The organism is Burkholderia sp. JP2-270 (assembly GCF_003233675.1).
Taxonomy (GTDB): domain Bacteria; phylum Pseudomonadota; class Gammaproteobacteria; order Burkholderiales; family Burkholderiaceae; genus Burkholderia; species Burkholderia pyrrocinia_C.
The window spans coordinates 53,979-67,190 of the sequence record NZ_CP029824.1; the positions used below are offsets into that span (position 1 = coordinate 53,979).

A 13,212-nucleotide genomic window follows, 5' to 3' on the forward strand; every position below is an offset into this window, starting at 1 on the left:
CCATCCGAACCGGATTTCCCATGACCTATCTCCAGGAATCGAGCCGGCCTGCCGTCACGGTGCCCAAGCTGCAGGCAATGCGCGTCGCCGGCGAGAAGATCGCGATGCTCACCTGCTACGACGCGAGCTTTGCCGCACTGCTCGACCGTTCGGGCGTCGACGTGCTGCTGATCGGCGATTCGCTCGGCAACGTGCTGCAGGGCCAAACGACCACGCTGCCCGTGTCGCTCGACGACATCGCGTATCACACCGCCTGTGTCGCCCGCGCGCAGCCGCGCGCGCTGGTCGTCGCCGATCTGCCGTTCGGCACGTACGGTACGCCGGCCGAGGCGTTCGCGAGTGCCGTCAAGCTGATGCGTGCCGGCGCGCAGATGGTCAAGCTCGAAGGCGGCGAATGGCTCGCCGAGACGATCCGCTTCCTCGTCGAGCGCGCGGTGCCCGTATGCGCGCACGTGGGCCTCACGCCGCAATCGGTGCACGCGTTCGGCGGCTTCAAGGTGCAAGGCAAGACCGAAGCCGGTGCTGCCCAGTTGCTGCGCGACGCGCGCGCGATCGAGGATGCGGGCGCGCAGCTCGTCGTGCTCGAAGCCGTGCCGACGCTCGTCGCCTCCGAAGTCACGCACATGCTCAAGATTCCGACGATCGGCATCGGCGCGGGCGTCGACTGCTCGGGCCAGGTGCTCGTGCTGCACGACATGCTCGGCGTGTTCCCCGGCAAGCGGCCGCGCTTCGTGAAGGATTTCATGCAGGGTCAGCCGAACATTCAGGCGGCCGTCGAAGCGTACGTGCACGCGGTGAAGGATGGTTCGTTCCCTGGGCCGGAACATTCGTTCTGACGTCCGTGGCGGGGCCTGCGGTGCGTGCGCCGATGCCTCGATGTAAAAAAAGCGCGGCGCCCTTTGTGGGGCGCTGCGCTTTTTCTTTCATACGCTGCAAGTTGCTGGCTGCCGGTTACTTCAGTACCGCGTCGAGCGCGCCGCGCAGCGCGTTGGTCAGCAGCAGCGCCTCCGCACGCGCGAGATCGTCGCGGGTCACGACCCGCTCCGTCGCGCCGAACACCCGATCGTCGAGCAACACGCCACGCATCACCCCCGGCAGCACGCCGGATTCGAGCGGCGGCGTTACCCACTGGCCATCGAGCTTCACGAACAGGTTCGAGCGCCCGCCTTCCGTCACCTCGCCGCGCTCGTTGACGAACAGCATGTCGAAGCACCCGAGCGCCTCCGCCGCCTGCCACGCGCGATCGTATTCGGCGCGGCGTGTTGTCTTGTGCAGCAGCAGCGCATCGCTCGCACGGGTCGATGCGAAGCCGTGCGCGGACGCCAGCAACACGCCGACCGGCCCCGCAGGCAGCGGCTTGAGCGGTGCCGCGACGATCTCGATCGTGCCGTCCTTCGCGAGCGCGAGCTTCATCCGGTAGGCGTCGTCGCCGTCGAGCGCCGCACAGCGCGCGTCGATCTCGCGACGTAGCGCCTCGGGGTCGAAGCGGAAGCCGAACGCATCCGCGCTACGCTGCAGCCGCGCGAGATGACGATCGAGGTGCCGGATACCGTCTGCACGCGTGGCGGCGGTCGTTTCGAACAGCTGGAAGCCGGGATCGGCATCCGTCAGGAATCGTGCTTTCAATTCGCACTCCGCATATTCGTCGGCCGCGACACTGTCGAGCACGATGCCCGCGCCGACCCCCATCGTGCCACGGCGCCGGCCGGCGATTGGCGTTGCCGGATTGCGTGCTTCGGCACCGGTCGCACCTTCACCGGTAGCATCGAGCGTCAGCGTCCGGATCGCGACCGACAGGCAAAAATCGCCACAACCGGCCAGGCGCTCACCCGGCACGTCGGAATCGGCGCCTTGCTTCGCGGCGTCAAGCCAGCCGATCGCGCCCGTATAGAGGCCGCGCGGCGTCGACTCGATCGCATCGATCAACTGCATCGTCTTGTACTTCGGTGCGCCCGTGATCGATCCGCACGGAAACAGCGCACGCAGCATCTGCGCGAACGTCGTCCCTGCACGCCAGCCGGCCTCGACCGTCGACGTCATCTGCCACACCGACGCATACGGCTCGACGGAGAACAGCGCCGGCACGCGAACCGTCCCGGTGCGCGCGATCCGCGATACGTCGTTGCGCAGCAGGTCGACGATCATCACGTTTTCCGCGCGGTTCTTCGGATCGTTCGCGAGGAACGCGGCCGCCGCCGCATCGTCGCGAGGGTCGGCCGAACGGGGTGCGGTGCCCTTCATCGGCCGCGCGCGCAGCACGTCGCCGTGCTTCTCGACGAACAGCTCGGGCGAACACGACACGACCCACGCACCGTCGGGCAACGCGACCAGCGCGCCGTAGCGCACCGGCTGGCGCGCACGCAGCCGCCGGTACAGCGCGAGCGGCGTGCCGAACACGTCGAAGTTCAGCCGGTACGTGTAATTGACCTGATACGAATCGCCCGCGCGCAGCGCGTCGTGCACCGCGTCGATCGCCGCATCGAACGCATCGCGCGATACGCTCTTCGCGACATGCGCGACACCCGCGATCGACGGCGCGTCGCTGCCGCCGTCCTGCTGCGCGAGCCACGCGTCGACTTCGTCGCGCGACAGGCGTTCGCAGCGCGCATACAGCAAAAAGCGCAGCGGGGCATGGCCCGGCTGCGCTTTTTGCAGGTTACGTCCGAATTCGTAATCGCCGACGACGACCGCATGCAGCCCGTCGCGCAGGTCCTGCGCCACCGCCGCATCGACTGCGTCGAGCCGCGCCGGATCCGTGCACACGCGTTCGCGCACGAATCCCGAATACAAACGACTCGACCGCGCGGACGCGGTCGAGTCGCAATCGTCCAAGAGCGCGAACGACGCGCTCTCGTTGCCTTCAGTCATGCTGTTACTCGAGTTACTCGAAGAAGCTCTTCACACGATCGAACCAGCTCTTGCTCTGCGGGCTGTGACGCGCGCCGCCCTCGGCCAGCGACTTCTCGAACTGCTTGAGCAGGTCGCGCTGGTTGTCGGTCAGCTTCACGGGCGTCTCGACCTGCACGTGCACGTACAGATCGCCCGCGATGCTCGAACGCAGCCCCTTGATGCCCTTGCCGCGCAGCCGGAACGTCTTGCCCGACTGCGTGCCTTCCGGCACCGGGAACGATGCACGGCCGGCCAGCGTCGGCACCTCGATCTCGCCGCCGAGCGCGGCGGTCGTGAACGGGATCGGCATCTGGCAGTGGAGATCGTCGCCGTCGCGCTCGAACACCGCGTGCGGCTTGATGTGGATCTCGACGTACAGGTCGCCCGGCGGCCCGCCGTTGATGCCCGGCTCGCCATTGCCGGCCGAGCGGATGCGCATCCCGTCGTCGATCCCGGCCGGGATCTTCACTTCGAGCGTCTTGGTTTCCTTCACCTTGCCCGACCCGTGGCAGTGCACGCACGGCTCGGGGATGTAGGTGCCCGTGCCGTGGCACTTCGGGCAGGTCTGCTGGATGCTGAAGAAACCCTGCGACATGCGCACCGTGCCCTGGCCATGACAGGTCGGGCAGGTTTCCGGCTTCGTGCCGGGCTTCGCACCCGACCCGTGGCAGACCTCGCACGACACCCAGCTCGGCACGCGGATCTGCGTGTCGTAGCCGTGTGCGGCCTGCTCGAGCGTGATTTCCATGCTGTAGCGCAGGTCGGCACCGCGATACACCTGCGGGCCGCCACGGCCGCCGCGCGCGGCGCCGCCCGCGGCCTGGCCGAAGATGTCGCCGAAGATGTCGCCGAACGCATCCGCGAAGCCGCCGAAGCCCTGTGCGCCCGCACCGCCCATGTTCGGATCGACGCCCGCATGGCCGTACTGGTCGTACGCGGCCCGCTTCTGGCTGTCCGAGAGCATTTCGTAGGCTTCCTTCACCTCCTTGAAATGCTCTTCCGCATCCTTGTTGTCCGGATTGCGGTCAGGGTGATACTTCATCGCAAGCTTGCGATATGCCTTCTTGATTTCGTCGTCGCTCGCATTCTTCGCGACGCCCAGAACCTCGTAGTAATCCCGTTTCGCCATATCGATTCACTGTGCCGCCACGCATCGCGCACGCGGCGGCTCCTTTCGCCCGCAGTAAAGTCTCTCGACTCGTCTGGCGCTGCGCCCGTCCGCGGACGGCTCGTGCAGCACCCGCCAAAAAACAAATGTGCCCGGAGGGCCGCAAAGCCCGCCAGGCGTGGAGTCGATCCGGCCATCCGGAAGGAAAGACAGACCGCTTGTCAGCCAGCCCGTCAGCCGCGCCGCGCGCGTGTTGCGCGCGCGGCGTGCGGCACCGGGCAACCCGGCTTAGTCCTTCTTCACTTCCTTGAACTCGGCGTCGACGACATCGTCGGCAGCCTGTTGCGCGCCGCCCGCGTGGGCCGCACCTTCCGCTGCACCCGCTGCGCCGGCCGCACCCGCTTGCTGGGCCTGCATGTCGGCGTACATCTTTTCGCCGAGCTTCTGCGAAACCTTGCCGAGTTCCTCGACCTTCGCGTCGATCGCAGCCTTGTCGGCCGACGTGTCCTTCAGCACTTCCTCGAGCGACTTCAACGACGCTTCGATCGCTTCCTTCTCGCCCGCATCCAGCTTGTCGCCGTACTCGGTCAGCGCCTTCTTCGTGCTGTGGACCAGCGCATCGCCCTGGTTGCGCGAATCGGCCAGCTCGCGCAGCTTGTGATCTTCCGCTGCGTTCGCTTCCGCGTCCTTGATCATCTGGTCGATTTCAGCCTCGGACAGACCCGAGTTCGCCTTGATCGTGATCTTGTTTTCCTTGCCGGTCGCCTTGTCCTTCGCGCCGACGTGCAGGATGCCGTTCGCGTCGATGTCGAAGGTCACTTCGATCTGCGGCACGCCACGCGGTGCGGGCGGGATGCCTTCGAGGTTGAACTCGCCGAGCAGCTTGTTGCCTGCTGCCATTTCGCGTTCGCCCTGGAACACCTTGATCGTCACGGCGCCCTGGTTGTCGTCCGCCGTCGAATACACTTGCGCGTGCTTCGTCGGGATCGTCGTGTTCTTGCTGATCATCTTCGTCATCACGCCGCCGAGCGTCTCGATACCGAGCGACAGCGGGGTCACGTCGAGCAGCAGCACGTCCTTGCGGTCGCCCGACAGGACCTGGCCCTGGATCGCCGCGCCAACCGCGACGGCTTCGTCCGGGTTCACGTCACGGCGCGGATCCTTGCCGAAGAATTCCTTCACCTTCTCCATGACCTTCGGCATGCGCGTCTGGCCGCCGACCAGGATCACGTCGTCGATGTCCGACACCTTGACGCCTGCGTCCTTGATCGCGATGCGGCACGGTTCGATCGTGCGCTCGACGAGGTCTTCCACCAGCGCTTCCAGCTTCGCGCGGGTGATCTTCAGGTTCAAGTGCTTCGGGCCCGACGCGTCCGCCGTGATGTACGGCAGGTTGATTTCGGTCTGCTGGCTCGACGACAGCTCGATCTTCGCCTTTTCAGCGGCTTCCTTCAGGCGCTGCAGCGCGAGCACGTCCTTCGACAGGTCGACGCCCTGCTCCTTCTTGAACTCGCCGATGATGTAATCGATGATGCGCTGGTCGAAGTCTTCGCCGCCGAGGAACGTGTCGCCGTTGGTCGACAGCACTTCGAACTGCATTTCGCCGTCGACGTCCGCGATCTCGATGATCGACACGTCGAACGTACCGCCGCCGAGGTCATACACGGCGATCTTGCGGTCGCCCTTCTCGGCCTTGTCGAGGCCGAACGCGAGCGCGGCTGCGGTCGGCTCGTTGATGATCCGCTTGACTTCGAGGCCCGCGATGCGGCCGGCATCCTTGGTTGCCTGGCGCTGGCTGTCGTTGAAGTACGCCGGCACCGTGATCACGGCTTCCGTGACCGGCTCGCCGAGGTAGTCTTCGGCCGTCTTCTTCATCTTGCGCAGCACTTCCGCCGAAACCTGCGGCGGCGCGAGCTTTTCGCCGTGCGCTTCGACCCATGCATCGCCGTTGTCGGCCTTGATGATGCTGTAAGGCATCAGGCCGATGTCCTTCTGGACTTCCTTCTCTTCGAAGCGGCGGCCGATCAGGCGCTTCACCGCGAACAGCGTGTTCTTCGGGTTGGTCACCGATTGACGCTTGGCCGGCGCGCCGACGAGCACTTCGTTGTCGTCCATGTAGGCGATGATCGACGGCGTGGTGCGCGTGCCTTCCGAGTTCTCGATGACCTTGACCTGGTTGCCTTCCATGATGGCAACGCACGAGTTCGTGGTGCCGAGGTCAATACCGATGATCTTTCCCATTTTTCCTAATCTCCAGAAATGCTTGTTTGCTGCGCAAAACCCCGCGTTTTGGGGCGGTTTCGCGCGCCAGAATTCAACTCTGTTCCCGAAATGCGTCCGGCCGATCCGTTTTCAAGACCCGCCGAGCGATGCGGATATTAAATTTTTTCAATCGCCGCCGGCTAGGGGATCGCTGCCCGCCGCTGCGATTTTCGCGCGCGCCGCCGACACGGCCGCCTGGAATTGCGCGAGGCCATGCCAGCCCGTCGCGCGGCCGAGCCGCTTGCCGCGGTGGAAGAAGAACCACGTCGGCACACCGTGCAGCCCGAAGCGGCGCCCCAGCTGGCGGTGTTCGTACACGTTGCAATGGAACCACTTCAAGCCCAGCGCGCGGATGGCGTCGGGCTGGGCGAGCATCGCCTTCTTCGCGATCTCGCAGTTGAAGCAGTCGACGCCCCAGAAGAACACCACCGCAAGCGCGTCTCCCGCGCCGTCGACCGCCGCGTCGAACGTGCCGGCGTCCAGCGCCTGCATGTCGAACGCGTCAAATGCGGCCGGATCGACGCCGGCGGGCCCCATCGCGACGCCCTTACTTCGGCTGCGCGACGGTGACGAGCGCCGGACGCAGCACGCGGTCGGCGATCGTGTAACCCTTCTGCAGCACCGTAACGACGGTGTTCGGCTCCTGCTCGGCCGGCACCATCGAGATCGCCTGGTGCTGGTGCGGATCGAACTTCTCGCCGACCGGGTTGATCGCGACGACGCGGCCCTTCTCGAGTGCGCTCGTCAGCTGGCGCAGCGTCAGTTCGACGCCTTCGCGCACCTTCGCGATGTCGCCGGACGTATCGTTGACGGCTGCTTCCAGGCTGTCCAGCACGGGCAGCAGGTGCTCCGCGAAGCTCTCGATCGCGAACTTGTGCGCCTTCGAGACGTCGTCCTGCGCGCGGCGGCGGACGTTCTCGGTCTCGGCCTTCGCCCGCAGGTAGCTCTCCTGCAGCTCGGCGACCTTGGCTTGAGCCTCCGCGAGCGCCGCGTCGGCTGCTTCGGCGGCGGGAGCAGCGCCTTGCGCCGCCTGCTTCTCGCTGCCGATATCTTCGGCCGATTGGGTAGACGGGTTCTCTTGCGTGTTTTCCATGTCGCTGAAAGTCGATTAGAGGTTGAAGCCAAATCGGCAACCGCCGGACCGTATACCCGGCGGCACCGCACATTGCTGGTGCAAATAAGGGTGAAAACTGCGATTTCAAGAGGGTTATTCGCCGGCATTCTCCAATGCCGCGAAACAACCGCGCGTCGCACCGGTGCATCGCACGCATAGTCCGCCAAAGCAGGCGAAACGGGCTGTAACAACGCTTACCTGGCAAGTACTAGCTTGGCACAGTCCCGCTGCACTACACTCCACTCAAGCGTCGGAAAAGCGTGTTTACCCTTAGCTGACCGACGCCTTACAACCACCCCCTGGCGCCGTTTTCACCCCTTCTCGAGGGGAGTACCGTGAAACTGACCTTTGCGATATCGGTGGTCGCGCTGGTACTCATTGCCGGCACCACCACCATCTGCCTGTCGGGAGCCGTGACCGACCGCACGACCGAATACGGGAGCGCGCGGGCGACGTTCGACCAGATGTTCAGCTCCCACCAGAAAATCTGTCGATGATGCGCCGGTCGCGCTTCGTCGGCCGGCCGTGCAATTCGGCCGCCGGCTCGCGATACGTGCGGCGCCGCTCCAGTTCGGCGAGCCGCGCGGCCCGCCCCGCTTCCGTTTCCTCGTAAAGCGTCTGCGCGACGCTCGCCGGCCCGCGCACGTCGCACACGCCGAGGACGGCAATGTGCCAGACGATGCCGTCGATCGCAATTTCGACCTCGTCGCCCACGCGCACTTCCTTCGCCGGCTTGACTGCAGCCCCGCCGATCTTCACGTGCCCCTTGTCGACCGCATCGGTCGCAAGCGAGCGCGTCTTGAAGAACCGGGCCGCCCACAGCCATTTGTCGATGCGCAGCTTCGCGCCCGGTTCGGTCGAAATCTTGTAATTCATCGCACCTCACCCGCCGTTTCGGGCTGCGCGGCCTTGACCGGCCAGCCCTGCAGATTCTCGGCGACGATCTCGCCGAGCGCGCCGATCCACGCGGGTGCGCCGTTCAGGCACGGAATCCGGTGGAATGCCTTGCCGCCACCGGCGAGGAACTCGTCGCGCACCTCCATGCCGATCTCCTCGATCGTCTCCAGGCAATCGGCCGTGAAACCGGGACAGAACACGTCGGCCCGCTGTACGCCGGCCTCGCCGAACTCGCGCAGCGTCGGCGCGGTATAAGGCTGCAGCCATTCGGCCTTGCCGAAACGCGACTGGAACGTGACGCGGCACTCGGTCGTCGACAACCCGAGCGCGGCCATCAGCAGCGCGCCCGTCTGCTGGCACTGGTCGTGATAGGGGTCGCCGAGGTCGAGCGTGCGCTTCGGCACGCCGTGAAAGCTCAGCACGAGCTTGTCGCCGGCCGCGAAATCCGGCCGGCCGTGCTGCGCCCAATACTGGCGCACCTGCTCGGCCAGCGCGTGGATATAGGCCGGATGGTCGGCGTAGTGCCGTATCGTGCGCACCTCCGGCTGGTTGCGCATGCGCGAGAGCGCGTCGAATGCGGCGTCGAATGCGGTGGCCGTGGTCGACGCCGAGTATTGCGGATACATCGGCATCAGCAGCACGCGCTCGACGCCGGCGCGCTTGAACTGCGCGAGCGCGTGCGAGATGTTCGGACTGCCGTAGCGCATCGCGTAGTCGACCTGCACGTGATAACCGTTCGACGCGAGCAGGTGCCGCACGCCGTCGGTCTGGCGCACGGTATGCACGCGCAGCGGCGAGCCCTCGGGCATCCAGACGGCCGCGTATTTCTTCGCGGACGCGCGGCCGCGCAGCGGCAGGATCAGCGTGCGCAGCAGCACCTGCCAGACGGCCTGCGGAATCTCGACGACCCGCGGATCCGACAGGAATTCGGCCAGATAGCGCCGCACGGCACGCGGCGTGGGCGCATCGGGCGTGCCGAGATTGATCAGCAGCACACCGATACGATGGGCGGCCGCGATACTCGAAGGCGGCTCAAGATCGAAACGCATGGGCAAGAACGTGCTCGGGGCACGGGACCGGACGGCTCTCAATTATAGCGGGCCGCCTCGCGCCGGTCGGCTGGCCGTTCGGCCGACTGTCGGCGCACGCGGCGCCGCGGCACGATGACGGGGCGGGATCGGGCTGGCGCTCGCAGGCTACTGCTGGCTCAGCGTGAGCGACAGCAGCCGCGCGGTGATGTCGACGATCGGGATCACGCGGTTGTACGCCATGCGGGTCGGGCCGATCACGCCGAGCGTGCCGACGATCTGCCCGTTCACCTCGTAAGGGGCGGTAACGACGCTCATTTCCTCGATCGGCACGAGTGTCGATTCGCCGCCGATGAAGATCTGCACGCCCTGGGCGTGGCTCGACACGTCGAGCAGTTGCAGGAGGCCCGTCTTTTGGTCGAATACGTCGAACAGCTTGCGCAGCCGGGCCATGTCGGACGACAGATCCGCCACCTCGAGCAGGTTGCGTTCGCCGGAAATCAGCACGGTGTCCTCGGTGTCGGGCACCTCGGTGCTGGCCGTCACGGCCGCATGCATCAGCGTGGTCATGTCGCCGCGCAACTGGTCGATCTCGTCGCGCAGGCGACGGCGCACCTCGTCGAACGACAGCCCGGCGAAATGCGCGTTGATGTAGTTGGACGCCTCGGTCAGTTGCGACGGCGAGTAGTCGCGCGGCGTCGCGAGCATCCGGTTCTGCACGTCGCCCTCGGGCGTCACGATGATCAGCAGGATGCGCTTGTCCGACAGGCGCATGAACTCGATCTGCTTGAACACGTGGCTGCGGCGCGGCGTCAGCACGACGCCCGCGAACTGCGACAGGTTCGACAGCACGCTCGCGGCGGCCGCCACGACGCGCTGCTGCGGCTCGCCGGCCTGCAGCGTGTTCTGCACCTGCCGCGCGACGGCCTCGGCGTCGATCGGCACCTCGACCGTCAGCATCGTGTCGACGAACAGCCTGTAGCCGCGCGGCGTCGGCACGCGGCCGGCCGACGTGTGCGGGCTCGACACGAGGCCGAGCTCCTCCAGGTCGGACATCACGTTGCGGATCGTCGCCGGGCTCAGCTCGAGCCCGGAGTAACGGGACAACGTGCGCGATCCGACTGGCTGACCGTCGGCGATATACCGTTCGATCAGGGTTTTCAGGAGGGTTCGTGCGCGAGGATCTAGCATGGTGGAAAATTTTAGCGCAACCGCGCGACCGCGGCGAGTGGCGTCGGCCACCGTTGCGCGGGCCGGCACGATCCGGCCCCGTCCGCGCGCAGCCGGTTCTTTTCGTCAACGAGCTATGGTGTAATGCCGGCATGAAAACCGGTAATCAGTTCAATACTGTCGCGCTCGTCGGCCGGAGCAACACGCCCGGCATCGCCGAGCCGCTCGCCACACTGGCTGCCAGCCTAGCAAAGCTGGGCTTCGAGGTCGTTTTCGAAGGCGATACCGCGCGCGAGTTCGGCATCACCGGCTATCCGGCGCTCACCCCGGCCGAAATCGGGGCGCGTGCGGACGTGGCGGTCGTGCTGGGCGGCGACGGCACGATGCTCGGCATCGGCCGCCAACTCGCGCCGTACCGGACGCCGCTGATCGGGATCAACCACGGGCGGCTCGGCTTCATCACGGACATCGCGGCGGCCGACATGCACGCGCTCGTCCCCGTGATGCTGGCCGGCAAGTTCGAGCGCGAGGAGCGCTCGCTGCTCGAGGCCAGGATCATGCGCGACGGCGAACCGATCTATCACGCGCTCGCGTTCAACGACGTCGTCGTGAACCGCAGCGGTTTCTCCGGGATGGTCGAGCTGCGCGCGTCGGTCGACGGCCGGTACATGTACAACCAGCGTTCGGACGGCCTGATCGTCGCCACGCCGACGGGCTCGACCGCGTATGCGCTGTCGTCGGCCGGCCCGATCCTCCATCCGCAGCTTCAGGGCATCGTGCTCGTGCCGATCGCGCCGCACGCGCTGTCGAACCGGCCGATCGTGCTGCCCGACGATTCCAAGATCGCGATCCAGATCGTCGGCGGTCGCGACGTCAACGTGAACTTCGACATGCAGTCGTTCACCTCGCTCGAACTGAACGACACGATCGAGGTGCGCCGCTCGAAGCACACGGTGCCGTTCCTGCACCCGATCGGCTACAGCTATTACGCGACGCTGCGCAAGAAGCTGCACTGGAACGAACACGCGTCGAACGAAGACGACGACACGGCGTCCTGACGCCCCACCGCCCGACACCATGCTCCGCCACCTCTCGATCCGCGACTTCGTCATCGTGGCCGCGCTCGATCTCGAATTCGACAGCGGCTTTTCCGTCTTTTCCGGCGAAACCGGCGCCGGGAAATCGATCCTGATCGATGCCCTCGCCCTCGCGCTCGGCGAACGTGCCGACGCGAGCGTCGTGCGCACCGGCTGCGGCCGCGCCGACATCACGGCCGAATTCACGCCGCACGACCGCGTCGCGCGCTGGCTCGACGAACACGCGTTCGACGCCGAGGACACCGTAATGCTGCGCCGCGTGATCGACGCGAACGGCCGTTCGCGCGCGTTCATCAACGGCACCAGCGCGACGCTCGCGCAACTGCGCGAACTCGGCGAGATGCTCGTCGACATCCACGGCCAGCACGCGCACCAGCTGCTGATGCGGCCCGATGCGCAGCGCGAGCTGTTCGACACGCATGCGGGGCTCGTCGCCGATGCCGCGAACGTCGCGCGCGCATGGCGCGTCTGGCGCGACGCGACGCAGGCGATCGACGCCGCGAAGGCGCACGAGCGCGAGCTGCAGCTCGAACGCGAAAAGCTTGCGTGGCAGCTCGCCGAGCTCGACAAGCTCGCGCCGCAAGCCGGCGAATGGGACGAAGTCAGCAACGAGCACAAGCGCCTGTCGCATTCGGCGAACCTGATCGAAGGCGTGCGCGGCGCGCTCAACGCGCTGTCGGAGTCCGACGACGCGATGCTCGCGCAGCTCGGCGCGATCGTGTCGAAGCTGCGCAGCCTCGCCGACTACGACACCGCGCTCGGCGACGCACTCGCGTCGCTCGAACCGGCCGAAATCCAGCTGCAGGAAGCCGTCTATTCGCTGTCGCACTATGCACAGCGCGTCGATCTCGATCCCGAGCGGCTCGCGCAGGTCGAAACGCGTCTCGATGCGCTGCACTCGACCGCCCGCAAGTTCCGGCTGCCGCCCGACACGCTGCACGAAGAACATGCGGCTCGCCGCGCGCAGCTCGCCGCGCTCGACGCGGCCGCCGATCTCGGCGCGCTCGAGGCAGTGCAGGCCAAGGCGCGCGAAGCCTATCTCGCCGACGCGAAACACCTGTCGAAGGCGCGCGCGCAGGCCGCCAAGGCACTGGGCACGGCCGTGACGGCCGGCATGCAGGAACTGTCGATGGCGGGCGGAAGTTTCGAAGTCGCGCTCGTGCCGCTCGCCGACGGCGGCCCGCACGGGCTCGAGCAGGTCGAGTTCCGGGTCGCCGGGCACGCCGGCGTGCCGCTGCGGCCGCTCGCGAAGGTCGCGTCGGGCGGCGAGCTCGCGCGGATCAGCCTCGCGCTCGCCGTGATCGCGAGCGCGGCGAGCCCGACGCCGACGCTGATCTTCGACGAAGTCGATACGGGGATCGGCGGCGGCGTCGCCGAAGTGGTCGGCCGCCTGCTGCACCAGCTCGGGCGCGAGCGCCAGGTGCTGTGCGTGACGCACCTGCCGCAGGTCGCCGCGCGCGGCGACCACCATTTCCAGGTCGCGAAGGGCGCCGACGACCGCGGCGGCACGGTGTCGACGGTCGTCGCGCTCGACCGCGCCAACCGGATCGAGGAAGTCGCGCGGATGCTCGGCGGGCTCGAGATCACGGCGACGACCCGCAAGCACGCGAAGGAAATGCTGGCGGCCTGACGCGGCCGCCGGGCTGT

12 protein-coding genes are annotated in these 13,212 nt (G+C 66.8%); 4 read left to right on the forward strand and 8 right to left on the reverse strand.

Features of this window, described 5'->3' with window-relative positions:
• Window positions 1-20 precede the first annotated feature (20 nt).
• Complete coding sequence (panB, locus tag DM992_RS00225) at window positions 21-836, forward strand: 3-methyl-2-oxobutanoate hydroxymethyltransferase (RefSeq protein ID WP_059698828.1); 816 nt, start codon at window positions 21-23, stop codon at window positions 834-836.
• Between the two features lie 115 nt (window positions 837-951).
• On the opposite strand, the gene DM992_RS00230 is transcribed toward panB, so the two are convergent.
• From DM992_RS00230 to grpE, 5 genes are all read right to left on the reverse strand, one after another.
• Window positions 952-2,868: a bifunctional anthranilate synthase component I family protein/class IV aminotransferase gene (locus tag DM992_RS00230; protein ID WP_111015252.1), complete on the reverse strand. Its 1,917-nt coding sequence runs from the start codon at window positions 2,866-2,868 to the stop codon at window positions 952-954.
• 13 nt (window positions 2,869-2,881) lie between these two features.
• Entirely contained in the window at window positions 2,882-4,018 is a 1,137-nt protein-coding gene (dnaJ, locus tag DM992_RS00235; RefSeq protein ID WP_111015253.1) for a molecular chaperone DnaJ, read from the reverse strand.
• Window positions 4,019-4,285: 267 nt separating this feature from the next.
• A complete protein-coding gene (gene dnaK / locus DM992_RS00245) occupies window positions 4,286-6,238 on the reverse strand; it encodes a molecular chaperone DnaK (protein ID WP_021162213.1) in 1,953 nt (650 codons plus the stop codon).
• A 147-nt stretch (window positions 6,239-6,385) separates the two neighbouring features.
• A complete protein-coding gene (locus DM992_RS00250) occupies window positions 6,386-6,796 on the reverse strand; it encodes a thioredoxin family protein (protein ID WP_111015254.1) in 411 nt (136 codons plus the stop codon).
• Window positions 6,797-6,806: 10 nt separating this feature from the next.
• Window positions 6,807-7,352: a nucleotide exchange factor GrpE gene (gene grpE / locus DM992_RS00255; protein WP_027788315.1), complete on the reverse strand. Its 546-nt coding sequence runs from the start codon at window positions 7,350-7,352 to the stop codon at window positions 6,807-6,809.
• A 356-nt stretch (window positions 7,353-7,708) separates the two neighbouring features.
• Between grpE and DM992_RS42210 the strand changes: the two genes are divergently transcribed.
• Window positions 7,709-7,870, forward strand: coding sequence for a hypothetical protein (locus DM992_RS42210; RefSeq protein ID WP_006476841.1), 162 nt, complete (start codon window positions 7,709-7,711; stop codon window positions 7,868-7,870).
• Here the strand turns inward: DM992_RS42210 and DM992_RS00265 are convergent.
• From DM992_RS00265 to hrcA, 3 genes are all read right to left on the reverse strand, one after another.
• Window positions 7,842-8,249, reverse strand: coding sequence for an RNA-binding S4 domain-containing protein (locus DM992_RS00265; RefSeq protein ID WP_021162216.1), 408 nt, complete (start codon window positions 8,247-8,249; stop codon window positions 7,842-7,844). The genes DM992_RS42210 and DM992_RS00265 overlap by 29 nt on opposite strands.
• A complete protein-coding gene (gene hemH, locus DM992_RS00270; protein WP_111015255.1) occupies window positions 8,246-9,319 on the reverse strand; it encodes a ferrochelatase in 1,074 nt (357 codons plus the stop codon). Before hemH ends, DM992_RS00265 begins: the two co-directional genes overlap by 4 nt.
• Window positions 9,320-9,466: 147 nt before the next feature.
• A complete protein-coding gene (gene hrcA, locus DM992_RS00275; protein WP_021162218.1) occupies window positions 9,467-10,489 on the reverse strand; it encodes a heat-inducible transcriptional repressor HrcA in 1,023 nt (340 codons plus the stop codon).
• A gap of 131 nt (window positions 10,490-10,620) precedes the next feature.
• Between hrcA and DM992_RS00280 the strand changes: the two genes are divergently transcribed.
• Together DM992_RS00280 and recN are read left to right on the forward strand one after the other, a co-directional pair.
• Window positions 10,621-11,526 carry an NAD kinase gene (locus DM992_RS00280; protein ID WP_111015256.1) on the forward strand — a complete coding sequence of 302 codons (906 nt, stop codon included), beginning with the start codon at window positions 10,621-10,623 and terminating at the stop codon, window positions 11,524-11,526.
• A 19-nt stretch (window positions 11,527-11,545) separates the two neighbouring features.
• Window positions 11,546-13,195, forward strand: a complete 1,650-nt coding sequence (gene recN, locus DM992_RS00285) for a DNA repair protein RecN (RefSeq protein ID WP_111015257.1) — start codon at window positions 11,546-11,548, stop codon at window positions 13,193-13,195.
• Window positions 13,196-13,212 lie beyond the last annotated feature (17 nt).

Coding starts and splice junctions, on each gene's coding strand:
- hemH (WP_111015255.1), bottom strand. CDS start 9,319: ATGCGTTTCGATCTTGAGCCGCCTTCGAGTATCGCGGCCGCCCATCGT.
- dnaK (WP_021162213.1), bottom strand. CDS start 6,238: ATGGGAAAGATCATCGGTATTGACCTCGGCACCACGAACTCGTGCGTT.
- dnaJ (WP_111015253.1), bottom strand. CDS start 4,018: ATGGCGAAACGGGATTACTACGAGGTTCTGGGCGTCGCGAAGAATGCG.
- recN (WP_111015257.1), top strand. CDS start 11,546: ATGCTCCGCCACCTCTCGATCCGCGACTTCGTCATCGTGGCCGCGCTC.
- hrcA (WP_021162218.1), bottom strand. CDS start 10,489: ATGCTAGATCCTCGCGCACGAACCCTCCTGAAAACCCTGATCGAACGG.
- DM992_RS00280 (WP_111015256.1), top strand. CDS start 10,621: ATGAAAACCGGTAATCAGTTCAATACTGTCGCGCTCGTCGGCCGGAGC.
- grpE (WP_027788315.1), bottom strand. CDS start 7,352: ATGGAAAACACGCAAGAGAACCCGTCTACCCAATCGGCCGAAGATATC.
- panB (WP_059698828.1), top strand. CDS start 21: ATGACCTATCTCCAGGAATCGAGCCGGCCTGCCGTCACGGTGCCCAAG.
- DM992_RS00230 (WP_111015252.1), bottom strand. CDS start 2,868: ATGACTGAAGGCAACGAGAGCGCGTCGTTCGCGCTCTTGGACGATTGC.
- DM992_RS00265 (WP_021162216.1), bottom strand. CDS start 8,249: ATGAATTACAAGATTTCGACCGAACCGGGCGCGAAGCTGCGCATCGAC.
- DM992_RS00250 (WP_111015254.1), bottom strand. CDS start 6,796: ATGGGGCCCGCCGGCGTCGATCCGGCCGCATTTGACGCGTTCGACATG.